18 protein-coding genes and 3 pseudogenes are annotated in these 24,490 nt (G+C 71.1%); 6 read left to right on the top strand and 15 right to left on the bottom strand.

What is annotated here, in order from left to right; genetic code table 11:
• Nucleotides 1-5: 5 nt before the first annotated feature.
• From MCAG_RS17250 to MCAG_RS31835, 10 genes and pseudogenes are all read right to left on the bottom strand, one after another.
• Entirely contained in the window at nucleotides 6-2,378 is a 2,373-nt protein-coding gene (locus tag MCAG_RS17250; protein ID WP_007074266.1) for a glycoside hydrolase family 65 protein, read from the bottom strand.
• A complete protein-coding gene (locus tag MCAG_RS17245) occupies nucleotides 2,375-3,157 on the bottom strand; it encodes a beta-phosphoglucomutase family hydrolase (protein ID WP_007074265.1) in 783 nt (260 codons plus the stop codon). The genes MCAG_RS17250 and MCAG_RS17245 overlap by 4 nt, the downstream gene beginning before the upstream one ends.
• Nucleotides 3,158-3,306: 149 nt before the next feature.
• On the bottom strand, nucleotides 3,307-3,774 hold the full coding sequence (locus tag MCAG_RS17240) for a DUF4442 domain-containing protein (RefSeq protein ID WP_036373866.1): 468 nt from the start codon (nucleotides 3,772-3,774) through the stop codon (nucleotides 3,307-3,309).
• 679 nt (nucleotides 3,775-4,453) lie between these two features.
• On the bottom strand, nucleotides 4,454-5,476 hold the full coding sequence (locus tag MCAG_RS17235; RefSeq protein WP_007074263.1) for a hypothetical protein: 1,023 nt from the start codon (nucleotides 5,474-5,476) through the stop codon (nucleotides 4,454-4,456).
• A 114-nt stretch (nucleotides 5,477-5,590) separates the two neighbouring features.
• A complete protein-coding gene (locus MCAG_RS17230; protein ID WP_007074262.1) occupies nucleotides 5,591-6,904 on the bottom strand; it encodes an ABC transporter ATP-binding protein in 1,314 nt (437 codons plus the stop codon).
• A 119-nt stretch (nucleotides 6,905-7,023) separates the two neighbouring features.
• Nucleotides 7,024-9,229 (bottom strand): annotated as a pseudogene (locus MCAG_RS17225) (CDP-glycerol glycerophosphotransferase family protein).
• 16 nt (nucleotides 9,230-9,245) lie between these two features.
• Nucleotides 9,246-11,279, bottom strand: coding sequence for a CDP-alcohol phosphatidyltransferase family protein (locus tag MCAG_RS17220; RefSeq protein WP_050778198.1), 2,034 nt, complete (start codon nucleotides 11,277-11,279; stop codon nucleotides 9,246-9,248).
• A 41-nt stretch (nucleotides 11,280-11,320) separates the two neighbouring features.
• Entirely contained in the window at nucleotides 11,321-12,109 is a 789-nt protein-coding gene (locus tag MCAG_RS17215; protein WP_007074259.1) for an ABC transporter ATP-binding protein, read from the bottom strand.
• A complete protein-coding gene (locus tag MCAG_RS17210) occupies nucleotides 12,109-12,963 on the bottom strand; it encodes an ABC transporter permease (RefSeq protein ID WP_369751326.1) in 855 nt (284 codons plus the stop codon). The genes MCAG_RS17215 and MCAG_RS17210 overlap by 1 nt, the downstream gene beginning before the upstream one ends.
• A gap of 71 nt (nucleotides 12,964-13,034) precedes the next feature.
• Nucleotides 13,035-13,169, bottom strand: a pseudogene (locus MCAG_RS31835) (L-serine ammonia-lyase, iron-sulfur-dependent, subunit alpha); the annotation flags it as partial.
• A 264-nt stretch (nucleotides 13,170-13,433) separates the two neighbouring features.
• Between MCAG_RS31835 and MCAG_RS17205 the strand changes: the two are divergent.
• The gene (locus tag MCAG_RS17205) at nucleotides 13,434-13,643 is read left to right on the top strand and encodes a PspC domain-containing protein (RefSeq protein ID WP_036373861.1); all 210 of its coding nucleotides are present in this window, start codon (nucleotides 13,434-13,436) and stop codon (nucleotides 13,641-13,643) included.
• Between the two features lie 62 nt (nucleotides 13,644-13,705).
• Here MCAG_RS17205 and MCAG_RS17200 read toward each other — a convergent pair whose 3' ends face one another.
• Complete coding sequence (locus MCAG_RS17200; protein ID WP_007074257.1) at nucleotides 13,706-14,392, bottom strand: DUF4230 domain-containing protein; 687 nt, start codon at nucleotides 14,390-14,392, stop codon at nucleotides 13,706-13,708.
• Nucleotides 14,393-14,779: 387 nt separating this feature from the next.
• Here MCAG_RS17200 and MCAG_RS17195 point away from each other — a divergent pair, with 387 nt between their 5' ends.
• Genes MCAG_RS17195 through MCAG_RS17185 form a run of 3 tightly spaced genes read left to right on the top strand, consistent with a single transcriptional unit; the run spans nucleotide 14,780 to nucleotide 18,720 of the window.
• The gene (locus tag MCAG_RS17195; RefSeq protein WP_198141577.1) at nucleotides 14,780-15,988 is read left to right on the top strand and encodes a hypothetical protein; all 1,209 of its coding nucleotides are present in this window, start codon (nucleotides 14,780-14,782) and stop codon (nucleotides 15,986-15,988) included.
• 13 nt (nucleotides 15,989-16,001) lie between these two features.
• The gene (locus MCAG_RS17190; RefSeq protein ID WP_007074255.1) at nucleotides 16,002-18,194 is read left to right on the top strand and encodes a tetratricopeptide repeat protein; all 2,193 of its coding nucleotides are present in this window, start codon (nucleotides 16,002-16,004) and stop codon (nucleotides 18,192-18,194) included.
• Between the two features lie 7 nt (nucleotides 18,195-18,201).
• A complete protein-coding gene (locus tag MCAG_RS17185; RefSeq protein ID WP_050777988.1) occupies nucleotides 18,202-18,720 on the top strand; it encodes a flavin reductase family protein in 519 nt (172 codons plus the stop codon).
• On the opposite strand, the gene MCAG_RS17180 is transcribed toward MCAG_RS17185, so the two are convergent.
• Entirely contained in the window at nucleotides 18,663-19,658 is a 996-nt protein-coding gene (locus tag MCAG_RS17180) for an AfsR/SARP family transcriptional regulator (RefSeq protein WP_007074253.1), read from the bottom strand. The two genes, MCAG_RS17185 and MCAG_RS17180, sit on opposite strands and share 58 nt — an antisense overlap.
• 891 nt (nucleotides 19,659-20,549) lie before the next feature.
• Here MCAG_RS17180 and MCAG_RS34930 point away from each other — a divergent pair.
• Nucleotides 20,550-20,776 (top strand): annotated as a pseudogene (locus MCAG_RS34930) (IS630 family transposase); the annotation flags it as partial.
• 73 nt (nucleotides 20,777-20,849) lie between these two features.
• On the opposite strand, the gene MCAG_RS17170 reads toward MCAG_RS34930, so the two are convergent.
• Nucleotides 20,850-22,067 carry an SGNH/GDSL hydrolase family protein gene (locus MCAG_RS17170; RefSeq protein ID WP_007074251.1) on the bottom strand — a complete coding sequence of 406 codons (1,218 nt, stop codon included), beginning with the start codon at nucleotides 22,065-22,067 and terminating at the stop codon, nucleotides 20,850-20,852.
• A gap of 682 nt (nucleotides 22,068-22,749) precedes the next feature.
• Here MCAG_RS17170 and MCAG_RS17160 point away from each other — a divergent pair.
• The gene (locus MCAG_RS17160; RefSeq protein WP_007074249.1) at nucleotides 22,750-23,292 is read left to right on the top strand and encodes a DapH/DapD/GlmU-related protein; all 543 of its coding nucleotides are present in this window, start codon (nucleotides 22,750-22,752) and stop codon (nucleotides 23,290-23,292) included.
• A 169-nt stretch (nucleotides 23,293-23,461) separates the two neighbouring features.
• On the opposite strand, the gene MCAG_RS17155 is transcribed toward MCAG_RS17160, so the two are convergent.
• Both MCAG_RS17155 and MCAG_RS17150 read right to left on the bottom strand, forming a co-directional pair.
• Nucleotides 23,462-23,656: a DUF397 domain-containing protein gene (locus MCAG_RS17155; RefSeq protein ID WP_007074248.1), complete on the bottom strand. Its 195-nt coding sequence runs from the start codon at nucleotides 23,654-23,656 to the stop codon at nucleotides 23,462-23,464.
• On the bottom strand, nucleotides 23,644-24,450 hold the full coding sequence (locus tag MCAG_RS17150; RefSeq protein ID WP_007074247.1) for a helix-turn-helix transcriptional regulator: 807 nt from the start codon (nucleotides 24,448-24,450) through the stop codon (nucleotides 23,644-23,646). The genes MCAG_RS17155 and MCAG_RS17150 overlap by 13 nt, the downstream gene beginning before the upstream one ends.
• Nucleotides 24,451-24,490 lie beyond the last annotated feature (40 nt).

Raw genomic sequence — 24,490 nt, 5'->3', positions numbered from 1 at the left:
CGGGCTCAGCCGAGCTGCTCCGGGAGCCGGAGCAGAGGTGCCCGGCCGGGCGGCTGCTCCGGTTCGATGGAGGGCGGCGTGAGGGGCGGCACCGGCACGGTTACCGGCTCGGCGAAGGTCACCCGGACCTTCTCGCCGTGATGCCGGAGTTCCATCACGTCGTCGGGGTGGCCGTGCCGTAGCGCGTACGTCGTCTGGTGCGCCCGGACGTCGACCCGTAGCCGCAGCCCTCGCCACTGCAACGAGAACTCCAGCCGGTCGAGCCGGCTCGGCAGCCTGGGCGTGAAGGCGAGCAGCCCGTCGTGGTCGCGCAGCCCGCCGAATCCGGCGACCAGGGCGATCCACGCCCCCGCCAGCGACGCCATGTGCACCCCGTCCCGGGTGTTCTCGTTCAGGTCGTGCAGGTCCATCAGCGCGGCCTCGCGCAGGTACCGGTGGGACAGTTCCAGGTAGCCGACCTCGGCCGCGATCACCGCCTGCGTGCAGGCCGACAGCGACGAGTCCCGTACGGTCCGCCGCTCGCAGTAGAGGAAGTTGCGCCGCTTCTCCTCGTCGCTGAACGCGTCCCCCCGCCAGTGCATGGCGAGCACCAGGTCGGCCTGCTTGATGACCTGCTTGCGATACAGGTCGAAGTACGGGTAGTGCAACAGCAGCGGGTACTTCTCGGCCGGGGTGTTCTCGAAGTCCCACTCCTGGAGCCGGGTGAACCCCTCCACCTGCTCGTGCACGTCGACACCCTCGTCGTACGGGACGCACATCGCGTTCGCCGCGTCCCGCCAGGCCGCCGCCTCCTCCTCGGTCACCCCCAGGTCGATCGCCTCGTCCCGGAAGCGCATCGCGCAGTCGGCGGCGGCGAGCAGGTTCCGCTGCGCCATCAGATTGGTGTAGATGTTGTCGTCCTTCACGGCCGTGTACTCGTCGGGGCCGGTCACGCCGTCGATGTGGAACCGGCCGCGCCGGTCGTGGTGTCCGAGCGAACGCCAGAGTCGGGCCGTCTCGACCAGCAGCTCCAGCCCGATCTCCCGCTCCAGCACCTCGTCCCCGGTGACCAGGATGTACCGGCGCAGCGCGTCGGCGACGTCGGCGGCGATGTGGAACGCGGCGGTCCCCGCCGGCCAGTACGCCGACGACTCCGGCCCCCCGATCGTCCGCCACGGGAAGGCCGCCCCGGTCAGGCTCAGCGTCCGGGCCCGCTCCTGCGCCTGGGCGAGGGTGGAGTGCCGCCAGTACAGGGCGTCGCGCACCGCGCCCGGCTGGGTGTAGGTGAGCACCGGCAGCACGAACATCTCGGTGTCCCAGAACGCGTGCCCGTCGTACCCCGGGCCGGTGAGGCCCTTAGCGGCGATCGGCCGGCGCTCGGCCCGTGCGCCGGCCTGGAGCACGTGGAACAGCCCGAACCGCACCGCCTGCTGCACCTCCGGGTCGCCCTCGACCCGGACGTCGGCGGCGTCCCAGAACTCGTCGAGGTACTCCCGCTGCTCCCGGCGCAGCCCGTCCCAGCCGTCGAGGCGGGCCGCGGTGAGGGCCGCGCCGACCTGGTCGCGCAGCGCCGGCAGCGACCGGCGGCTCGACCAGCCGTACGCCAGGTACTTGACCACCCGCAGCTTCTCGCCGGGCTTCAGCACGCAGCCGACGGTGGTACGAACCCAGTCCTCGTACCCCTCGGTGTCCACGGTGGTGTGCTCCGGGGCGAACACGTCGTGGTCCATGGCGGCGGCCACCCGCAGTCCGCTGACCTTCGTCCGGTGGATGAGCAGCCCGCCGTCGTTGGTGGTCAACTGCTCCTCGGCCTGCAACGGCGACTCCAGCACCGCCGCCACCCGGGGGTCACCGCTCTGCGCCGGCAGGGTCTCGTTCGCCACCAGCTCCGACTGGAGGATCAGCCGCAGGGGCCCGTCGACCGCCTCCACCTCGTAGTTGATGGCGGCGGCCGAACGCTGGGTGAACGACACCAGCCGGGTGCTGCGGACCTTGACCTCGCGCCCGGCCGGGGAACGCCAGTGCAGCTCCCGGTGCAGGGTGCCGGCGCGCAGGTCGAGGATCCGCTCGTGGGCGAGGAGTTCGCCGTACCGGACGTCGAGTGGTTCGTCGTCGACGAGCAGCCGGATCAGCTTGCCGTTGGTGACGTTGACGATGGTCTGGCCGGACTCGGGGAACCCGAACCCGGCCTCGGCGTACGGCAGGGGGCGCAGCTCGTAGAAGCTGTTCAGGTACGTGCCGGGCAGGCCGTGCGGCTCGCCCTCGTCCAGGTTGCCGCGCAGGCCGAAGTGCCCGTTGGAGAGCGCGAAGACCGACTCGGACTGGGCCAGGACGTCCACGTCGAGGCGGGTTTCCCGGACGTGCCACGGCTCCACCGGATAGGCGCGCTCGCGGATCATGCGAGGGTCCCCCTGTCGTTGCCAATGGTTCGGTTGGCCCCCGCGCCGACGAGGTCGGCGAGGTCGGCGACCACGATGTCCGCCCCGTGCGCGCGCAACTCGTCGGCCTGGCCCACCCGGTCGACACCAACGACGCACCCGAACCCGCCGGCCCGTCCGGCGGCCACGCCGGCCAGCGCGTCCTCGAAGACGGCCGCCTGCGCGGGGTCGACGCCGAGCAGCTTCGCGCCCGCCAGGAACGTGTCGGGGTACGGCTTGCCGCGCAGCCCCCGCTCGCGGGCGACCACCCCGTCCACCCGGGCCTCCAGCAGCGGCTCCAGCCCGGCGGCGGCGACCACGTCGCGGCAGTTCGCGCTCGCCGAGACGACCGCGCGGCGCAGGCCGGCGTCGGCCGCCGCCCTCAGGTACGTCACGGAGCCCGGGTACACCTCGACCCCGTCGGTGCGGATGCGCTCCAGCAGGATGGCGTTCTTCCGGTTGCCGACCCCGTAGACGGTGTCCGCGTCCGGGGGGTCGTCGGGCGAGCCCTCCGGCAGGACGATGCCCCGGGAGGCGAGGAACGACCGCACCCCGTCGGCCCGGGGCTTCCCGTCGACGTACCGGTTGTAGTCGGGCCCCGGGTCGAACGGCCGGTACGGCTTCCCGGTGACCGCCGCGCGGCGCTGGAGGAACGCGTCGAACGTCTGGGTCCACGCGGCGTTGTGCACCCGGGCGGTCTGCGTCAGCACACCATCCAGGTCGAAGAGACAGGCGGTCACATGAGCAGGCAGGCCCAGCACGGTTCGAATCTATCCACCCCCCGAACCCGCCAAACCCGATTGCCGAGAAGGAAGGGCCCCCTATTAACGCCTACGGTATAGAAGGTCACCCCTCTCACCCACGCCAGGCGCGCGGCGACGAGGCGAGGGGGATCGGCGGTTGGAGTGGCTCAGCGGTGGGGGCGCAGCGTCCAGACGACCGTCATCGCCGAGGTCGGTGTGCCGTCCTCGGTGCCGATTTCGATCTCGACCGGGAACTCGGGCCGCTGGCCGGCGTCCAGCTCCGCGACCACTTCGGGCACCGGCCGGCCGAGCCGCGCGGTGGCCAGCACCGGCCCCATCGCCAGCTTCCGGTACGCGATCTGGGCCCGCACCGCCAGCGGCACCGCTCGGTCGAGGAACTGCCCGAACGCGGCCAGCACCACCGCACCGGAGGCGGTCTCGCCGAGGGTGAACATCGCGCCGGCGTGCGGACCGCCGACGTGGTTGTGGGTGGCCGGCGAGTCGGGCAGCCGGACCACGGCGCGCACCCCGCCCTCGGCCTCGGGGGCCACCTCCACGAATTCGACACCGAGCGTCCGGGCGAACGGCACCGCCTCCAGCATGCCGGCGGCGACCTGGCGCGAGTCAATGGTCACACCCGCACGCTACTCTCCGGTAACTTATGGTTCAAGTCGGATCTTCATCGGACACTTTCACCGCCGGCCCGTCCGTCCCGCCGGCCGGCAGCGGTAACGTCACCGCGCCACCCGCTTCGCCGGTCCCCGGCGTCGCCCCGACCGCCCCCGCCGGCCCGGCGGCGACCACCGAGCCGACGCGTACGGGGCCACCGGCCAGCGGCACCTCCGCCGAAGCCGGTCGCCTGTTCAGCGCCGCCGAGGCTCGGATGGTCGCGCAGGGGGGCCGGTCGGCGCTGCCGAAGTCGTGGGTCCCGTCGTCCGCGCTCTCGGCCGACCCTGAACGGCGACGACCTGGGGAACCGCCCTGAAAACGCTTCGCGTGCCTCAGCGGCCCTTTGCTCCACCCGGCCCCCCATCGCCCTTTGCTCTGCACCCACATCCACGACGGCCACGCAGCAATGGGCCAGCAGACCCCAGCGATCAAGCGATAGCGCAAATGCCCAGCTCAGTCGGGTGTCGCGGATATGAGTGCAGAGCAAAGGGGCGTGGGATGGCGGACGAGGTCAGAAGATCACGGCGAAGGTCGATGTCGACCGAAGGCCGTGGACAGCTCCCGCAGAAGTCATGGAAAGCGACCAGACGCACGGTGAATTCAGGCGAGCTGCGCCGCCCGTCGCGCGGGTCTACCGGACGGGCGTCAGAAGAGGCTGCCGATGGTGCGAACTATCTCGGCGTAGAAGTTGCCCTCGATGCTACGGAACAGCGCGAAGCCCTCCCCGGGGCTGCCGAAGAACGGGCGCAGCGTCCAGGCGAGCTGGGTGCCGACGAAACCGAACAGCAGGATCCACACGTACAGCAGGGTCATGCTGGCCGGGCGCTGCGCCTCGGGTGCGGTGCGGCGGGCCGCCTGGTCCGGCCACTGGCGGTACTGCGGTGCCGGGTACCCGGGCGGCAGCAGGCCCGGCCCGGCCGGCGGGACAGCGCCCACGGCGGGCAGGCCAACAGGCCCGGGGGCAGCGGGGGCTGTCGTCGCGACCGGGTCCGACGGCGCGGTCACCGCAGTCGTCGTGACCGCGACGGCACTCGCGCCGTTCGCGCCCACCGCTACCGGCTCGGCGGCCGGCTGACCGACGGTCGCCGGCACCGCCTGGGCCGGAACAGCGGGGACGGCCGGAACAGCGGGGGCAGCCGCCGGGGAAGCCGGGGCAGCGGCCGGGGCCAGCAGGCCGTGGGCGTTGAGCACCTGCATCCCGCCGGTCAGGAAACGCAGCCCGACCACCGCACTCAGCGTCAGGATGGCGACGTTGAGCAGCTTGAAGAAGCCGTAGTCCGGGGCGGTGATCAGGAAGAACAGGCTGATCGGCGCGAACGCCACAGCCAGCATCGAGGTGACGGTGATCGCCACCATCACCAGCGCCAGCGACTGCCGCACCGACAGCCGCGCCCCGAACACCAGGTTGAACAGGTAGAGCGTGGGCAGGCAGATGGTGAGGGTGACCAGGAACAGCAGAGGCAGCTTCACCGCCGACGTCAGCGCCATCAACACGCTGTGGAACGAGCCCAGCACCGCGCCGTAGCAGGCCAGGGCGATGCCCGAGCTGGCCAACATGCGCAGCGTGAGGCCGTTGAGGTCGCGATCGGCCACGATCTGCTGCCAGACCCCCTGCCGGTCGCGCAGGATACGCTCGATGACGAGCGGGCTCGGACGGTCACCCGACACGGGCTGACCCCTTTCTCACACTGTGCTCAGTGGACGAGGTCCGCTGACCGTAGGGCACCGACCGGCCCGCCCGCCACCCCCGCTCCGGATCAAAACCGAACCGGACCGCTCCGCTCAACGCCAGCCCACGTCGATCCGGTCGCCGCGCTCGTCGAAGAAGTGCAGGGCGTCCATGCGTACGGAGACGGCCAGCGGGTGCCCGGAGCTGACCGCCGGGTACGGGGCGAGCCGTACCGCCAACTCGGCAGGGCGGCGGTGGTGCCGGCCCGGGTCGTTGAGCACGCTGTTCCGGTTGTTGCCGCCCTGCGCCTGCTCGGTCGACGCCTCCTCGGCGTCCCCGGACCGGCCGGTGAACCGCTGCATGACCTGCCCGAACCGGCGCAGGCCGCGCTGGCCGCCGCCGGCACCCTCCGCCGGGCCGCTCATCTCGTCGACGACGATCGCGGTGGCGCCGATGTCGAGGAAGGCCAGCGACTCGTGGCCGTGGTGCTCCAGATAGCGGATCCGGCCCTGGAGGACGTGCCCGGGGGTGTCCGGGGCGACCGGGGTGAGCGCCTCGGCCCGCATCCCGACCACGATCCGCTCGCCGTGGTAGTGCGCGACGACCCGGCTGCGGATGTCGTCCCAGGGCAAATAGAGCGACTGGTCGCCCAGGTTCAGCGCGACGTACCGGTCGAGGTGAACATAGACCGACGCCTCCAGCAGGTTCATTCTCGGGCTGCCGAGGAACGCGGCGACGTAGAGGGTGGCCGGACGCCCGTACACCTGGGTCGGGGTGCCGACGTCCTGGAGGACGCCCTTGCGCATGATGGCCACCCGGTCGGCCATGGTCAGCGCCTCGGCCTGGTCGTGGGTGACGTAGATGGTGGTGACGCCCAGCTCGCGGGTGAGGCCGGAGATCTCCGCCCGCAGCTCCGCCCGCAGCCCGCTGTCGAGGTTCGACAGGGGCTCGTCCATCAGGAAGAGGCCCGGCCGGCGGACGATGGCCCGGCCCATGGCGACCCGCTGGCGCTGCCCGCCGGAAAGCTGGCTGGGCTTGCGGCCCAGCACGTCGCCGATGCCCAGCGCGCTGGCCACGTCGGCGACCCGTTCCCCGCGTGGCAACGGGTCGACCTTAGCCAGCCGCAGGGGAAAGGCGATATTGTCGCCCACCGTCATGTGCGGGTAGAGAGCAAAGTCCTGGAAGACCATGGCGACCTTCCGGTCCCGGGGCGACAGGTCGTTGGCCAGCTCGCCGTCGAGCAGCACCGCGCCCGCGGTCGGGTCCTCCAGCCCCGCGACCATCCGCAGCACCGTCGACTTTCCACAACCCGACGGGCCGAGCAGCACCATGAACTCCCCGCCGTTTACATCCAAATTGATTCTGTCGACGGCTACCGTCCCATCCTGGAAAACCTTGGTCACATCCTTGAGCGCGACGGTTGTCACCGTCTCCTCCCCAGCTCCTCGGTTGAACCCCGAATGAATGTGACCAGGATCATGGACGCCGCGCATCGGGTAAACGTGCCATGTTCGGCTCGTGACAGACCTATTACATGATCCTTGTTTCAGTTCGATTCCCCGAAAAACACCCGGCGGACGACACGCTCCGCCGCGTGCCCGTCGTCCAAGGCGCAGAACCGGTTTCGGAACCGGCGGCGGGCCGTGGTCGCGGGGTCGGCATCGACCGCGCCGGAGCGGAACAGGTCGAGCAGGCCGGGGAAGCTGGTCGTCACCGCGCCGGGCGGCTCGGCGAGCAGGTCGAGGTAGACGCCCCGGGCCAACCGGTACGCCTCCCAGTCCGGCGCGTAGACCACGATCGGCCGGTCCAGCACGGCGTAGTCGAACATCGCCGACGAGTAGTCGGTGACCAGCACGTCGGCGGCGAGGTAGAGGTCCTCCACCCGGTCGTGGTCGCTGACGTCGAGCACCCGCGCCCGGCCGGAGCCCGGCCCGGGGTCGGGGGCGGGGGCTCGCCGCCGATCGCGGTCGGCGAAGTAGTGACTGCGCACCAGCAGCCGGCCGGTGGGGCCGAGCGCGTCGCACAGCAGCTCCGGGTCGAACGGCGGCCGGTACCCGGGCAGGTGCTCGCGGTGCGTCGGCGCGTACAGCACGACCCGGTCGTCGGGGGCCAGGCCGAGCCGGGCGCGCACCTCGCGTACCTCGGTGGAGGTCGCGGTGACCAGCCGGTCGTTGCGCGGGTAGCCCACCTCCAAAGTGGTGTACGCGGCCGGGTACGCCCGCTCCCACATCTGGGTGGAGAAGCTGTTCGCCGAGATGCTGTAGTCCCAGCGGTCCACCCGGCGCAGCAGCTTCGCGAAGTCCATCCCGACCGCGCCGACCCGGGTACCGCTGCTGGTCCAGCCCCATCACTTTCACGGGGTGCCGTGGTGGGTCTGCACGTGCACCGCGCCAGGGCGCTTGCGGACGAAGTCGGGGAAGTTCACCGGTTGTTGGACCAAGCCAGGACGACGCCCTGGCCAGCACCCGGTGGTACTCGCGGCTGCCGGCGACGACGTACTCCACCCCGGGCGGCAGGGACTCGACCCGGTCCCGCCGGACGATCCACACCCCGCGCACCTGCGGCGCCAGCCGGCGGGCCGCCTCGTAGATTGCGGCCGGGTTGCAGGCGTACCCCCGGTACCAGTAGGCGGCGTAGACGGCGAGGTGCCGGTCGAGCGGACGGCGCAGCTCCGCCAGGTAGTACTCGCGTAGCACGGCGTCGCGGCCCAGCCGGGCAGCCCGACGGGCAACGGGCCTGCCCCGGCGGACCTGTCGGGCGGCGGCCTGTCGGGCCTGGTTGGCGGCCCGCAGCGCACTGAACGTCCGCCACCGGCCGGCGGCGACCAGCCGGTGCTTGAGCCCCTCCACGCCGGGCGGGGCCGGGTAGCCGCCGGGCGGCAGCCAGCGGACGTAGTCGGCGGTGATCCGGTCGAAGAAGGCCGGCCGCAGCTCGGGGGCGATCCGCTCGCCGTTGCCGAGGACGGTCAGGTAGTGCCAGATCATCCGCTCGAAGACCGCCGGCCGCAGTCCGTCGACGGCCGGAATCCGCTCGTCCATCCACCGGAACACCCGGTGCCACTGCTCGAAGACCTCGAAGTGCCGGTCCCCCCGGGTACGGGTGATCGCCCCGGCCCGGCGCTGCCGGTAGTTGAGGCAGACCCGGTCGAGCACCCCGATCCGCTCGGCGGCCATCAACACCGGGTAGCTGAACGCGACGTCCTCGTACCAGCCGGGTTCGAAGCGCAGCCCGAGGTCGACCAGGAACTCCCGCCGGACCAGCCGGTTCCAGGCGGTGTGCAGCAGCCGCAGCGCCTCCGGCCGCTCGCGCAGCCGGAACGTCTCCTCGCCGGGCGGGGCCGGGAAGACCTCGGCCATCGCGCTGCGGGTGACCCGGCCGTCCCAGCGCACCCGCACGTGGTCGACGAGCAGCACGTCCGGGCGGGTCCGGCGCAGCCGGGCGGCCACCTCGGCGAGGCAGTCCGGGGCCAGCCAGTCGTCGCCGTCGACGAACCAGACGTACTCGCCGCCGGCCCGGTCCAGCCCGACGTTGCGGGCCGGACCGAGGCCGACGTTGTCGTCGAGCCGGACCGCGTGGACCCGGTGGTCCCGGGCGGCGTAGTCGGCGAGGATGTCACCGCCGCCGTCCGGCGAGTGGTCGTCGACGCCGATGATCTCGACGTCGTCGAACGGCTGGCCGAGGATCGAGTCGAGGCACTCGCTCAGGTACGCCTGCACCCGGTAGGCCGGTACGACGAAGCTGATCAGCGTCATCGGCCGGCCCCTCACGTCAGCCCGGCTGGCGGACCTCTCCACCCGTCGGGACACCCACGGCCCGCCGGGCGCGGGCGGGCAGGACGACCCAGGCCAGGACCACACTCCCGACGAAAACCACGAGCAGGTACGCACCGAGTGTAGCCATGGCGAACCCCACGAATCCGGCGAAAGCCGCGACCGCCAGCACCGCCGAGCGCCCCTCCCAGCCCAGCGTGGCACCGTGCAACGGCGGGGCCGCCTGCCGCTTCTCCAGCCGGGCGGTCAGGTCGTAGTGCTGCAGGGTGAGCACGAAGACGTACCCGAAGACCACCCACGCCGGGGCCCCGCCGACCACGCCGGCGGCGATGGCGAACAGGTACTCCCCGGCCCGCAGCGCCGCCGGCACCAGCCAGTCCAGCGGGCCGTTGTGCGCCGCCCCCGCCCCGAGCGCGGCGACCAGCAGCACCAGCAGCGCCACCGGCACCGCCCAGGCCAGCCCGCCCGCCTCGCCGCCGGTACGCACCCGCAGGCCCGCCGCGACCAGCAGCGCCGCCGGGCCGAGCGCCCCGAGCACGGCGAGGGTCAGCGGCCCCATCGGCCGCAGCACCGGGAACCGGGCCGCGATCGGCCCGTCGTCGCGGTGCAGGGTGGCGTCGACCGTGTCCAGCACCGGCACCCACATCCAGCGGGCCCGCAGGGTACGCAGCGCACCCGTGTACGCGAACGCCAACACCCCCCAGGTCAGGACCGCGACGAGGCTGACCAGCGGGCCGAACAGCGCAACGGTCAGTGCGATCAGCGCCCACCGCTCCCCGATCGGGAACACCACCGTGCGCTTGAGCCAGTACGACAGCGAACCCGTGTCCGCCTGCACCCGGGTCGACGCGGCGTTGAGCCGGTCGCCGATCCCGCCACCCCCGCCACTTGCACCGCCGACCGTCTTCGGCCGGCGGGCCGCCTCGTCGTGCAGCACCCCGTACCAGGTGTCCGTCATGTGCCGGACGGTCTGCAACGTCATCGCGGCGACGGCCAGCGCCCAGCCGTACCGGAACCCGGCGGCCGTCGCCCCGTAGCCGAGGCCGGCATAGACCAGGTACTCCTTGGCCCGGTCGGCCATGGTGTCCAGCCAGCCGCCCCACGCGCTGAAGTGCCGGGTGTAGCGGGCGAGCTGCCCGTCGACGCAGTCCAGCACGAAGCCGAGGTAGAGCAGCACCGCGCCGGCGACCAGCGCCGACCGGCCGCCGACGCCGAACAGCACCGCCGCGACCGCCGCGAAGAGCACCGAGATCGCGGTGACCCCGGTCGGGGTCAGGCCGAGCTTCGCCGACGCCTTCGTCACGTACGGCGACCAGGTGCTGACGAAGAACGTGGTGAAGAAGTCGTCCTTCTCCTTCACCGACAGCCGCAGCTCGGCCCGGTCCTCGTCGACCGCGCCGAGGGCGGCCTCGGCGGCGGCCAACCCGGCCGGGTCGGCGACCCGGTGGGCGACGAGCAGGCGTACCCGATGGGCGAAGGTCAGCGTGCCCAGCGCGGTGAGGCCGGTGAACAGCCGGTCCACGGCGGACCCGGCCGGGCCGGGCCCGGGGGACGGCGTCGGGCCGGCGACGGCGGCGGGATCCGTGCCGGCGATCGGCGTGCCCGCCACAGCGGCCCGCGCGGCGGCGGCCAGCGCGGGCAGGTCGTCCCGGCCCACCCGCAGCGCGCCGCCGAACACCCCGGTCTGCCCGCCGTCGAGCCGCCCGTCCGGGCCGGCGTCGACGACCTGGCCGCGTTCCTCACGGACCACGGCCTGACCGGGGGCCGGCGGGTCGGTCAGCACCAGGGCCACCGTCGGCCCCACCGGGCTGGTGGCCAGGTGCCGCAGTACGGCGGTGTGCGCCACCAGGTCCGTCCCGCTGACGATCACCGGCCCGGTGGCCGCGTCGACGAGGGTCGCCAGCTCGGTCAGGTTCGCGGCCCGCCGGACGTGGGTCACCCCGGCCCGGTGCCACTGGTCGGCGAGCCGATCGGCGAGCGTCACCCCGACGTGCCCCGCCCCCTCGGGCGTCGCCCCGGCTCCTGTCGGCAGGCTCCCGGCCGGCGCACCGGCGGCGAGCACGATCGCGACGGTCACCGTGCGACCGCGGCGTGGTACGCGTCGAGCGCCTCGGCGATCGTCCCGTCGACGGTCAGCCGCCCGGCGTCGAGGTAGAGCCCCCGACGGCAGAACCGGGTCAGATCCTTTTCGTTGTGTGACACCAGCACCAGTGTGCGTCCCTCCCCCAGCAATCGCTCGATCGTCGCATAGCACTTCTCGCGGAACTCCGCGTCCCCGACCGCGGTCACCTCGTCCATGAGCAGGATCGGGTGCGGCAGGTGGGAAATGATCGCGAAACCGAGCCGGACCTTCATCCCCGACGAGTAGTGGCGCACCGCCGTGTCGATGGCCCGTTCCACCTGCTCGCCGGCGAAGGCGACGATCTCATCAAAATGTTTCCGCAGGTAGCGCGACGACAGACCGTGCAGCCCGCCGACGAGGTAAAGGTTCTCCCGCCCGGTCAGGTCGTTGGAGAAGCCGGCGGAGAGTTCCAGCAGCGGGGCCACGTCGCCGCGTACCCGGATGCTCCCCTCGTCGGGGATGAGCACCCCGGCGATCAGCCGCAGCAGGGTGCTCTTGCCGGTGCCGTTGCGGCCGACCACCCCGACCGTCTCGCCGGGCGCGACGGCGAACGACACGTCGCGCAGCGGCCAGAACCGCCCGGCGTCGGCCGACCGCCCCGTGCCGGCGGCCTGGCCCGTACCAGCGGCGGACCGGCCGCCGGGGCGGATGAAGAACTCGCGCAGCCGCAACTGCCGCCGCCGGTTGCGGACGAACCGGATACCGAGGCCGTCCGCCTCGATGATGGGATCCGCCGCCATCACAGCTCCTTGAGCACAGCGGGTTCGAGCCGCCGGAACGCCCACCAGCCGCCCACCAGCACCAGCACGCTCACCGCGACAGTGGTGGCCAGCAGCCGGGCATCCGGGAACTGGTCCGGGTACCACACGGCGTGGTGCAGCTGGAAGATGCCGACCAGCGGGTTCAGCTCGTACGCGGCCTTCACCCAGCCCGGCAGCGTCGAGGACCGGACCAGGCTCAGCGGGTAGATGATCGGGGTGGCGTAGAACAGCACCCGGATCACCAGCCGCATGAACCGTTCGATGTCGCGCATCAGCACGTTCAGCGCCGACAGCAGCAGCGCCAGCCCGACCAGCAGCACCGCCTGCACGGCGACGGCGAGCGGCAGGGCGAGCACCGACCAGCCGGGGCGCACCTCGCCGCGCACCGCGTACCCGGCGGCGATGGCGACCAGGATCGGCAGGCCGGCAGCGTACTCGGCGAACCGGCCGGTGATCCGACCGATCGGGAACACCTGGCGCGGGACGTTCATCGTGGTGATCAGCCGGGCCTGGCCGGTCAGCGCGTTGGTCGCCTCGCTCAGCGCCGAACTGGCCCACATCCAGGCGAAGATGCCGGTGATCAGGAACAGCGGGTACGACCCGGCGGCCTGCCCCAGGTGCCGGCTCGTGTCGCCGGAGTAGAGCACCCCGAAGACGAACCAGTAGATCGCGCCCATGCCGAGCGGCTCGATCAGCGACCAGAAGTAGCCCAGCACCGACTGCTGGTACTTCACGGCCAGGTCGCGGCGGACGAGGATGCGCAGCGAGTTGCGGTGCGCCCACAGGCGGGCGGCGGGCCTTCGCGGGCCGGCCGCCCCGACGCCAGACGTCACCGCGCCTCCTCGCCGGCTCCGCGCCCGATCCGCGCCGAGCCCGATCCGCTCACCGCACTCGACCCGCTCAGCACTCGATCACCGCGCAGCGCCAGCCCGGCCGCAGTGATCGCCTTGATGCTAGCCACCGCGTTCCGCTCGAGGCAGGGGATCTGCACCAGGCCACCGACCGGGTCACAGGTGAGCCCCAGGTCATGCTCATGCCCACGCTGAAGAGGTCGAAAACGCTGATCACGTGCACTTCCTCGCCGTCGTACGCCCTGGTACGGATCCGACCGGCGAGCCTACCCGCCGCCAGCTCACGCCCTCCCCCTGCGCGGCCTCGGCGATCGCGTCGGAGCGGGCCCGCCCGGGTAAGTACCTACGGGTGAGAGGTTCCGGGATCCCCCTCGGGACGGAGGGCGGGTGCAACGGCGGTTCCTACCGTTGAGTCAGAGGCGGCGGGCACGCCGCAGAGTGGGAGTACGACGATGAGTCGCAAACTGGTCCGGCCCCGCGAGGGGCGCATGATCGCCGGCGTCTGCGTCGGCCTGGCCCGCCGGTTCAACACGTCCGCCAACATGGTCCGGCTGCTGTTCCTGCTGTCACTGCTGCTGCCCGGCACCCAGGTGATCGTCTACCTGGTGCTGTGGGTGCTGATGCCGAACGAGGATCGCTACGCCGCTGCCACCCGCTACTGACCCGCCACCCGAACACGCCCGCCCCGGTCCTGCGGGGCGGGCTCTTCCGGTTCGCGCTGGCGTCAGGGGGCGGTGTAGGTGACGGTCACCTTCTCGTACCCGAGGGAGCGCAGCAGGCCCTCCAGCATCTTGTCGGTGTTCTCCTGGGCTCGGGCGGTCAGCCCGCTGTCGCGGGCGGCGGCGGTGATCCGGTCCTCGGCCAGCTTGTAAACCTGCTGCTGACGGTTCGGGTCGCCCTTCACCAGGTCGTTGATCCGGTTGAACAGGCCGCGCTGCTCCGCCACGACGTAGCTCTTCTCCATGTCGAGGTTGGTCTGGCCGAGCTGCGGCGCGGGCAGCTTCACCTCGACGGACTTGCCGTCGGGCGAGACGACCACCGCGCCCTCGCCGATCTTGGTGAAGTCGACGTACGCCTCGACGCTGCCCGCCCCGACGAAGAGGGTGCGCTGGTTGAGCAGGAACTCCGGCACGTTGTCGCGGTCGTTCTGTAGGTCGACCACGACCTGGAAGTTGCCCTCGGCCGCGACGTAGCGGCTGAGATCCTGGATCGACTTGAGCAGCGGCGGCTGGCTGCGGTCGGTCTGCTCCTTGGCGAAGGGGTTGCGGAAGTCGGGGAACACCCCGGTGGCCTGCGCGCCGAGCAGCACGACAACGGCCACCGCCGCCGCGCCGAGCACCACGAGCAACCCCCGCGTGGCCCCGGAGGGACCCCGGGGGGCGGGCCGGTCGACCTCACCGTCGTGGGACATCGCTCACCATCCTCGATCGAACATCCTCTGACGATGACGGTACGGCCCCCCTGCGACACCCGCCCGCCAAGCCGGGCTGTCCTTCCCATATCCGCCCCTGGCTGGCCGTGCCGCCGTCGTTTGGGGGCGTATTGGCGGGGCTTTGGCGGCACCCGCCAACGTGGATCGAGTCAGATCCGAGTCACAGAGGGGAGGCACACCATGGAGAAGAAGGAGCTCAAGAAGATCAAGATCCGCAAGGCGGGTCCGGTCCGGCTGACCACCGCCGCCTGCACCACGTACCCCAGCAAGCTCTGACGGGGTACGACGTCGGGCGTGGGCGCGGACTGGACGCCCACGCCCGACGTCACACCATTTTCCATGGCCAGCCGAGGAAGGGTGGGACCGGTGGAGACCGCAGTGGGGTACGACCAGGACAGCAGAGTGCTCCTCCACCCGCTGGTCTATCTCGCCGACGGCGACGAGGTGACCATCGGCCGGAGGGACACCGACTCGTACGGCATCTTTCCGAGCGACGGCGCGGAGTTGGTCCGACGGCTCGCAGCCGGTGACACACCCAACGAGGTGGACCGGTGGTACCGCAGCGAGTACGGCGAGAGCGCCGACATCGAACACGTGCTAGCCGCCTTGGACGAGCTGGGTTTCATCGCGCAGGCCGGGGTCGTCGACGACCCAGCCCCGGTACGCGGGCAGCGGCTGGGCGCCGTGCTCTTCTCCCCGCCCGCCCTCGTCGGATATGGCCTCCTGGTCGCCTGGGCGGTCCTGGCGATGATCCGCTCGCCGGATCTGGTGCCCACCTACCGGCATCTCTTCTTCACCGAGTACTTCACCGTGATCGAGCTGGCCCTGGCCGCCGGCGCGATCCCCCTGATCGTCCTGCACGAGGTGTTCCACGTCCTGGCCGCCCGCCGACTCGGCCTCCGATCGCGGGTCAGCGTCGGACGCCGGTTCTACTACGTCGTCCTGGAGACCAACCTCGACGGGCTGGTCACCGTGCCCCGCCGGCAGCGCTACCTGCCGATCCTGGCCGGAATGCTGCTCGACGGGCTGGCGCTGAGCACCCTCACCCTGGTCGCCGATTTGACCCGGTCCTCCGACGGCGCGTTCTCCCCCGTCGGCCGGGTCTGCCTCGCGCTGGCATTCGCGACTCTGCTCCGGCTCGCCTGGCAGTTGTTCTTCTACCTGCGTACCGACCTGTACGTCCTGGTCACGACCCTGCTCGGCTGCGTCGACCTGCACACCACCGCCAAACGGCTGCTGCGCAACCGCGTGCTCGCCGCTGTGGGACGCCGGGAACGGATGGCCGACGAGGCGCAGTGGCATCCCGTCGACCGCCGCGCCGCCGGCTGGTACTCCTGGCTGATCGTCGCCGGCTACACCTTCTCGCTGGCGCTCTTCGTAGTCGCGGTGGCCCCGGCCATCTATCGGATGTTCGCCGGCGCGATCGGTCGATTCTCCGGGTCCACCGGCGCTCAGCTCATCGACTCGATGCTGTTCCTCGGCCTGAACCTGTCACAGATCCTGCTCACCGTCTGGCTGGCGGCACGGGAGCGGCGGCAGCGCAGAGCCCAGGAGTTCCAGCACGTCATCACCTGAAAGGGGCGTCATCATGGGCAGCCATCACTGCATCGCCGCCAATCGCCGGGCCGACCACGACCGGCTCAGAGGGAGGCTGGAGCTTCCCCCGCTGCTCGCCCGGATCGACGCCCACCGCCGGCTCCGGGGTCCCTACACGGCAGCGGGTCAGCTCGTGCGCGCGATCGGCACCGACGCGCTGGCGCGCTGTCCCGAGTTGGGGCCCCGGCACCACATCGAGATCCTGACCGCCGCGCCCGAGTTCGACGGGGCGGTGCCGCACATCCGCGCCACCCTGGAGCATCGGCCGACCTCGGAGGCGCGGACCCGCTACCAGGCGCGGCTGCACACTCTGCGGATCGCGCACGGGCTGACCGAGTTCATCCGCGACTACCTCGCGGCCCTCGACGGCGCACCACGCACCATCGTGTTCGCCAACATGCAGGAGGCCGACCCGACCGACCGCGAGTTCGTCGCCGTGATGCTCCGGCGGCTGGACGCGGCGCGGCTGACCGTCGTGGTGGAGACGGGCACCGACCCGATGCTGGAACCGCCCGGACCGGTCAGCGTCTCGCTGCCGGCCACCCTACGAGAACGGACAATCCACCACACTGCCCTGGCGGGCGGGGCCACAACCGGCCAGGAGGGAAACGCGACCCGCGAGGTGGGGGAGACGCCCAGCGGCGGGGACACCGAAGCCGACCGGGCCACCCTGGCCGGCCTGGATGACGCGGCGATCCGCGAGCTGGCCCACGCGCACGTGGCGACCGAATGCCTCGACGAAGATCCGACCGGACTGGCCGCGTACCGGAGCATCTCCGCCGCCGACCGGGCCGCGCTGCACGACGAGCGCAAGGCCGTCCTCGTCTCCCGCAACGAGCCGTCGCTGCTGCTCGGCGCGGTCCCGTTCCACGCCGAGCGGGGAACCGGTTCGCCGGCCGAGATCGCCGGGATACTGCGGGACGCACAGGTGTACTGCAAGAACCGTGGCCTGTACCACGCCACGGTGGAACTCGGCATGCGGGGCCGGGCGGTCCTGGACCTGGCGGACGCCCCGGACCTCTGGTGGGATCTCACCGGTGACGTGACCACCTCGTTGGCAGCGACGAGCCGGGCCCAGGAGGCCGAGGCGCTGTACGACGAGGCCCGCACCATCTCCATCGATCCCGCCATCCACATGCACGCGGCGTATGGCACCTCGATGCTCTTCGCCCGGCACTACGACGACGAACGGCGCGATCCCGAGCGGGCCCGCCGCTGGCTGAACCAGGCGGTCGCCATCGCATCGCTGCTGCCCGACCCCAAGGAGCGCGCCTTCCAGTCCGCGTTCCAGCGCAACGGGCTCGCTCTGGTGGAAACCCGGCAGGGGCGGCCCGAGGAGGCTCTGCGGCTGCTGAACGAGGGCATGGCCCTGCTCGACCGGGAACTCGAACCCGAGGAGCAGATGCTGCACCGGACCGGGCTGCGCTACAACCGGGCCCAGGTGTACGGCATGTTCGGAAGGCTGGAGGAGGCCCTCGCCGACTACAACTTCGTCATCGACGCCGATCCGAACTTCCCCGACCACTACTTCAACCGGGGCAACGTCCTGCGCCGGCTGGGCCGCAACGCGGAGGCGATCGAGGACTACCAGCAGACGCTGCTGCTCTCCCCACCGTTCCCGGAGGCGTACTACAACCTGGCCGACGCCCGGCTCGAACTGGACGACGCCGAGGGTGCTCTCGCCGACCTCGACCGGGTGCTCGAACTGGATCCGGAGCATGTCTCGGCGTGGGTGAACCGGGCCGGACTCCGGTGCGACCTGGACGACCTCGACGGGGCCTGGGCCGACGTCACCGCCGGCCTGGCCATCGAGCCCGACAACGCCCACCTGCTCTGCCTGCGCGGCCGGGTGCTGGCCGAGCGGGGTGAGACCGAGGCGGCCCACCAGGCGTTGACCGCCGCGCTCGGGGTCGACGCCGGGCTGGCCGAGGCGTGGGCGCTGCGGGGCGGTCTCCGCTACGGCTCCGGCGACCTGACAACGGCGATCACGGACCTCGACCGTGCGCTGGAGCTGCTCGACACACCGGAGATCCGGTACAACCGGGCGCTCGTGCACCAAGCGGCGGGCCGGTTCGCGGAGGCCGCTGGGGACTACCGCGCGGTGCTCGCGGTCGCCGACGACGCCGACGCGGCCGACCGGCTCGACGCCTGCCTCGCCGCCATGTCCACGCCGGCCACGGTCTGAGGCGTCGATGACCACCCGGGAGCGGGCTGCCCCGCCGGTTGCTGAGGTGTTCACGGAGGCGATGGCAAGACTCGTCTCCGGGGTCGCGGTGGTGACCGTCCGTCGTCCGGACGGCACACCGGGCGGCCTGCTCGTCTCGTCCATCTGTTCCTACAGCGTCCGTCCGCCCTCCCTCCTGATGTCCATCGGCCGGAAGTCGCGCTCGTACCGCACGCTCCTGCGTGAGGCGGAGTTCGGCGTACACCTGCTGGGTGCCGAGGACTGTCAGGTCGCGAGGGTGTTCGCCGGCCACGGCGACGACAAGTTCGCCGGGCTGGACTGGGGTTGGGAGGAAACGGTGCCGCGACTGCACGGGATGCCCGTCTACCTGCGTTGCCTGCGTAGGCGGGTCTTCGAGCACGGCGACCACGCGGTCGTCATCGGCGAGGTCACCCGGGGCGGTCTCGCCGACGGCGAACCGCTGGTCTACTACCGACGGGCCCTGGACTGGCGGTTGACCTTCGCCGGGCCGACCCCGTCACCCTGACCGCCGGTGGCCCGGCCGAGGTCAGCGGGGTGTCCGTGGCTGGCCCGGCAGCCCGTCATCTCGCCGCCGCGGCCGGTCTGCGGCCGGTGCGCATCGCTGCGGGCCAGGCAGGTCGCGCACCGGATCGCTGAGCAGTGCAGCGACGGGGCTGCCGATCCGGTGAGGATCGCCCGCTGTAGGGCGCGCAGTCCCGGCCCGGGCTCGATCCCGGCCTCGTCGACCATCGTCCGGCGGGCCGACTGGTAGGCGCCCAACGCCTCGGCCCGGCTCCCGGAGAGATAGAGCGCCAGCATCCGCTGCTGATGGAAGCTCTCCCGCAACGGGTACCGGGCGCAGAGCTCCTCCAACTCGCCAACCAACTCCAAGCTCCGGCCCTGGCACAGGTCCACGCCGATCCGCTCCTGCAGCAGCGCGAGCCGTTCGGTCTCCAGGCGAACGGCGTGCCGTCCGATCGCGTCGGACCGGCCGACGTCGAACAGCGCCGGCCCCCGCCAGACCGCCAGGGCTCGCCGGAACAGTTCCCCGCCCTCGGCGCATCGGCCCTCGCTGAGCTGGCGACGCCCTTCGGCGGCGAGGGACCGGAACCGGTGCACGTCCAGCTGGTCGTTGCCGACCCGGATGACATAGCCGAACGGCCTGGTCAGCAGAATCGGGTGCTGCCGGCCGGGGCCGGACCCGGCCCAGTTCGGGGTGAGGATCCGGCGCACCGCGCTGACGTACATCTGCAGCGCGGCGACGGCCGACCGAGGTGGCCGGTTGTCCCAGAGCCCGTCGACGATCCTGGAAACTGGGAGCGGCTCGTTGGCGTGCAGCAGCAACAGCGTGAGCAACGCGCGTTGCAGCGGGGCGGTCGGGGCGCACGGCTCGCCGTCGCGGAACACCTCCAACGCGCCCAGGATGCCGAAGCGCAGGCCCCGCAGCGGTACGGGCTCAGGCATGGCAGAACGGGCGCCAATTCTCGCCGGTAGTTACGCGACCAGGCAAAGCGCAGCCCATTTTTTGTGGCATCCGTACCTCCGGTTGCGATATTGCGAGCAGGCAGCCACAACCACGTGCGAGCCGCGCCAGAACCGGCGAAACAAACTGGAAATAACCGGTCACCACAGCCGAAAGTAATGATAGCAACGCAGCGAGTGAATGGGCAACATGGCTGAAGAAACCGCTATTTCAAGATCGCCGAATGGCCGCGACTCGCGAAATGGCCACATCGGTGGCCGCACCCCCGCCGCCGGGCCACCCGTCGCGGCCAGCGCCCCGGGGCGCACACCGACACCGGCCCGGACGCCCTCGACGCCACGGGCGGATCATGTGTCGCACCGCCGACATCGCCGCAGGTGGCGGGGCCGGCGCCACCCTCGACCAGCCGACCCCAGGACCCTCGTGGCCAGCACTCAGCACCCCGGAAAGTCACATCACGATCTTGAGATGTCGATGCGGGCACGATTGGGCGACTCACTTTCCACAGAACCCGAACGATCTCCACATGGAATTCACAGAATTCGACGTACATGAATCACATAAAGCTGCCATATTCGACCGATCAGGATTTTTCGGAGCGACCCATGCGAACAGCCTGATCCCTTTTATCCTGCTAGTGCCTCTGATCCCGTTGTGTTTACCTGAGGCGGTTGTGGTTGGCTGTGCCGGTGGAGCTGTCGTCGGACGAGCGGGCCGAACTGCGGGCGTTGATCAAGGGCCCGGAAGTGTCGGCGGTGGTCGGTACGCGGGCGCGGATCGTGTTGCGTGCCGAAGGGCGTAGGAAGTAGGACATCGCGACGCTGGCTGGGGTGTCGCGGCCCACGGTGGACCTGTGGCTGGGCCGCTACGCCGGTGTCTCCCATTACTGGGTGGCGAAGCTGTGGCGTGAGCACGGGCTCAGACCGCACCGGTCCGGTACGTACAAGCTCAGCAAGGATCCCCAGTTCGCGGGCGAGTCGCCGACATCGTCGGCCTATACCTGGAGCCGCTCGGCGGCGCGGTGGTCCTCAGCATCGACGAGAAGACCCAGATCCAGGCCCTCGACCGCACACAGCCGCTGCTGCCCATCGAGCGCGGCTGGTGGCGCGGCCGGCGCTCCATCCCCAGGGATGGAGCGCCGGCGATCCCGGATCAGATCAGGCGAAGAAGTCTCACTCGGCGGTGACCCGGATCGTGGTGGGGCGCAGCATTCGGTATACGAGGGTGCCCAGCGCGATCAGCAGCACACCGGCACCCACCACCAACCAGATGTTCGGACCGGTCACCGGCAGGCCTTCGCCGCCGCCAGTGCCGGGGGCGGCAACCGCGGAGGTCTGCGAGGGCGCGGGAACGGGCGAGGCCGGGCTCGTCGACGGTGCTGGCCGGTCGCGCCCGTCGATCCACTCGAGAATGTCCTGCGGGGTGCCGACCTGGGACACGATGGCGGCCAGATATCCGTCGGTCTGCCCCTTCAGTGTTGGGTGCAGCACTGTCTGCGCGGTGAGGCCTTCCACGCCGACCAGCCAGGGAGCCGTGGTGCACAGCTCGTGGCCGGCGAAGATCGCGGACACGTCCACGTACGTCGCGCCGAGGGCCTTCGACTGCGCCGCCAGGACGGTGTTGAGAGCGCCGACAAGCCCGTTGCCGGCCGCCCGTGCCTGCGGCGACAGCGGCAGGCCGGGGCAGTCGGCGCCGGCGGCGAACGGCAGTGGGTAGCCAGTCACCACGAGCTTCGCCTTGGGGGCCTTGGCAGCGATGCCCGCGAACATCTTAGCGAGACCGGCTGGCAGCGTCGTCCCGACAGCGGTCTGGATCTCAGCAAGCTTGACCGCGCAGGCCTGCGCCTGGCTCGGGTCGGCGCACATCTTCAGCGCCTCGACGAGCCCCAGATCGTTGCTGCCGACAGTGACCGTGACAAGGTCGGTCCCGTCGTTCAGCTTGTCCATCTGCTTTGCCAGCACGTCGGCCGACGATGCCCCGCTACAGGCGGCGAGGACCTGGGACACCCGGTCCTCCGCCGTCTTCGCCCACAGCGTCGCATAGGCGCCGCCGGTACGACGGCAGGCGCCGGACTCGGCCCCGGCCCCCACGCCGGCCGCGTAGGAATCCCCCAACGCCACCATGTCGACCGTGCTGTCGGCGGCCGAGGCAGCCGTGGGAACGCCCATGGCCAGGGCGACCCCGGCGACGGCAAGGACCGTCACGGCCCCCGCACGGCGCACGGCGATTCCAGACAGATATCGCATGAAGAAGAGCCTCTCGATCGTATTGCGGATAATCACCAGCAACTGGAAATGAAACTGCGGAACGCGGTGCGCTGGCGCGGAAAACGGTGACGATTTATAGCAGACTTCCCCCGCGCCGGCGTTCCACAGGCACGGCAAGGTCACAGGGTGTCGGCTTAGGAGCTCTCTTGTGACGGTCCTGAGCGGGAAGATCTCCTACATGGTCAGATAGGGCGGACGAGTGTGGGTGAAGCTGTGACTGAGGCTGGCGCTGAGGCGAGCGACGACCTGGTCGACCTAGCCGTGCACCGCAGGCAGCCTAGTCTCCTGCACGACGTCATCGGCATCGGCGTACCCGCCCATCGACCGGCCGACGATGTTGTACGCCAACGTCGGGCATGCCGCCACGAGCACGCCGCCGCCTGGTTCCCGCCCATCGCGGCGGCCACCATCGCATCTCATCTCTTGGTACATCTGCATCGACCTTTCACGCGCCATCGGCATCTCGCCGATCTCTGGTCAAGGAGATGCACGCGCGGAGGCGGCATGGCAGAAATCCTGAGAACTGATGTGGAAAATTTTCCGGCTGGCTGCGCGGGGCGTGACAGCCCCGCGTGGCCGCGGACCGCCTTCGGCTGGCCGGCGGCGAGAACCGGAAGCTCAAGCACATCGGCTGGCGGCCTCCGCATCGCCGTCGCCGCAGTCGTGACCGCACTGGTCGGCTCGTCGTACACAGAGATCATGAGCGACAGCCGTCGAGATCGCCACCTGCCAGCGTCACTACGGCGAGCCGGCCGCAGGAGGCCCTGAGCCGTTTCCGGTCTCCGGCACGCCATAAGGTCGTGGCATGCCCAGCGGCCGTCTCATGCGCATCCACAGCGCCGAGTTCCAGGCCATGGCCGCCCGGGTCCTGCGGGTCACCGAGCTGACCTCCCGCCTGAACGTGCTGCCCTTCGAGGACGAGGCGGGCAAGGCGGAGTTGTTCGCACAGATCCTCGGCAGGCCGCTGCCGAGGAGAGTCACCATCTATCCGCCCTTCTACACGGACCACGGCCTCAACCTCGACCTTGCCGAGCGCGTGTTCATCAACCAGAACTGCACGTTCCTGGACTACGCCGGCATCCGGCTCGGCGAGCGCGTGATGGTCGGCCCGAAGGTCACCTTCATCACCAGCGGCCACCCGGTCGACCCCGAACAGCGGCGGCTGTACCTCACCGGCGCGCCCATCGACGTGGCGGAGAACGTGTGGATCGGCGCGGGCGCGACGATCCTGCCCGGCGTCAGCATCGGCCGTGACGCCGTGGTCGCCGCCGGCGCGGTCGTGGCCGACGACGTTCCGCCGGCGACCCTGGTGACCGGCCCCAAGGCGACCACGCGCCGCCAGTGGTGAACGACCCCGCCGGTAGCGCTCGATCTTGCGGGCCAGGACCCGGCCGACGATGCTCCCCCGAACACCACCAGCCCGAAACGCTCCGAAGCTAGCGGATCTTGGAAACCCACGGCCCCTGGAGGGGCCGGAATCGTCCAAGATTCACTGACCTTCCGCTGCCCGTGTCGGGTCAGGCCCGCTTGGGGATGTGCGCGACGAACGCGCGCCACGCGAGCGGCCCGAAGGCGAGCGCCGGCCCGGTGGGGTCCTTCGAGTCCCGTACGCCGACGACGCCCGGAAGATTGTCGGCGACCTCGACAAGGGTGCCGCCGTTGGTGCCCGAGCGGGTCGACTTGCGCCACAGGGCACCCGTCAGGTCGTCCATGTCTTCGCTGCCTCCTTGAGCACGTCGAGCGTCTGCCCGAGCGGGAGGGCTTCGCCCCGGACCGCCTCCCACCGCACTCCCAGGCTAACGACCGGGTCGGGCTGCCCTGTGGTCTGCGACTTGAGCTGGTGGTCCACGCACCCGGCGCGTGATCCGTCGGGCAGGTCGGCCAGGATGAACGCCCCGGCGAGCCCTGAGTAGACGCCAGCGGACAACGGCACGATGTGCAACTGGATATGCGGCTGCTCCGCGCAGGTCAGCAGGTGCTCGACCTGCTCGGCCATCACGTCGGGGCCGCCGCAGGCCCGGCGGACGACCATCTCGTCCAGCACCACGAAGAGCTGCGGGCTCGGGTCGCGAGCGAGAACCACCTGCCGTTCCAGCCGCGACGCGACGTGCTGGTCAAGCTCCGCGACCGGCACGCGCGCCGCGCGGAAGACCGCTCGGGCGTACGCCTCCGTCTGTAGCAGCCCCGGCACGAAGCTGTGTTCGTACCAGCGCAGCGCGGTCGCCTCCCGCTCGATCTCTTCTATCCACTCGCGCATCGGCGCGGCGTCGCCCTTGACCAGCTCGTCCCAGAGCGTCGCGAAGTACCCGCCGGTGTGCAACGCCTTGTCGACGGCGGTCAGGTGGGCCAGCGTCGGCGGCTTCGCCCCGGTCTCGATCGCGCTCACCTGCGAGTCCGAACAGAAGACCAGCTCGCCGAGCTGGGCCTGAGTCAGCCCGGCGGCCACCCGGCGTCGCCTCAGCTCACGAGTCAGGTACTCAGAAGGCGAGATTCCCACAGCTTCCACGTCCTTCCACGACTCTCCACACGATTTCCCCGCTGGCCCG

It is taken from the genome of Micromonospora sp. ATCC 39149 (genome assembly GCF_000158815.1).
GTDB lineage: Bacteria > Actinomycetota > Actinomycetes > Mycobacteriales > Micromonosporaceae > Micromonospora.
The sequence above is the reverse complement of the archived record's forward strand: the minus strand, read 5'-3'. Positions and strand labels throughout refer to the sequence as shown.

Coding starts and splice junctions, on each gene's coding strand:
- MCAG_RS17200 (WP_007074257.1), bottom strand. CDS start 14,392: ATGTCCCACGACGGTGAGGTCGACCGGCCCGCCCCCCGGGGTCCCTCC.
- MCAG_RS17215 (WP_007074259.1), bottom strand. CDS start 12,109: ATGGCGGCGGATCCCATCATCGAGGCGGACGGCCTCGGTATCCGGTTC.
- MCAG_RS17180 (WP_007074253.1), bottom strand. CDS start 19,658: ATGCCTGAGCCCGTACCGCTGCGGGGCCTGCGCTTCGGCATCCTGGGC.
- MCAG_RS17205 (WP_036373861.1), top strand. CDS start 13,434: ATGAGTCGCAAACTGGTCCGGCCCCGCGAGGGGCGCATGATCGCCGGC.
- MCAG_RS17250 (WP_007074266.1), bottom strand. CDS start 2,378: ATGATCCGCGAGCGCGCCTATCCGGTGGAGCCGTGGCACGTCCGGGAA.
- MCAG_RS17160 (WP_007074249.1), top strand. CDS start 22,750: ATGCCCAGCGGCCGTCTCATGCGCATCCACAGCGCCGAGTTCCAGGCC.
- MCAG_RS17185 (WP_050777988.1), top strand. CDS start 18,202: ATGACCACCCGGGAGCGGGCTGCCCCGCCGGTTGCTGAGGTGTTCACG.
- MCAG_RS17190 (WP_007074255.1), top strand. CDS start 16,002: ATGGGCAGCCATCACTGCATCGCCGCCAATCGCCGGGCCGACCACGAC.
- MCAG_RS17155 (WP_007074248.1), bottom strand. CDS start 23,656: ATGGACGACCTGACGGGTGCCCTGTGGCGCAAGTCGACCCGCTCGGGC.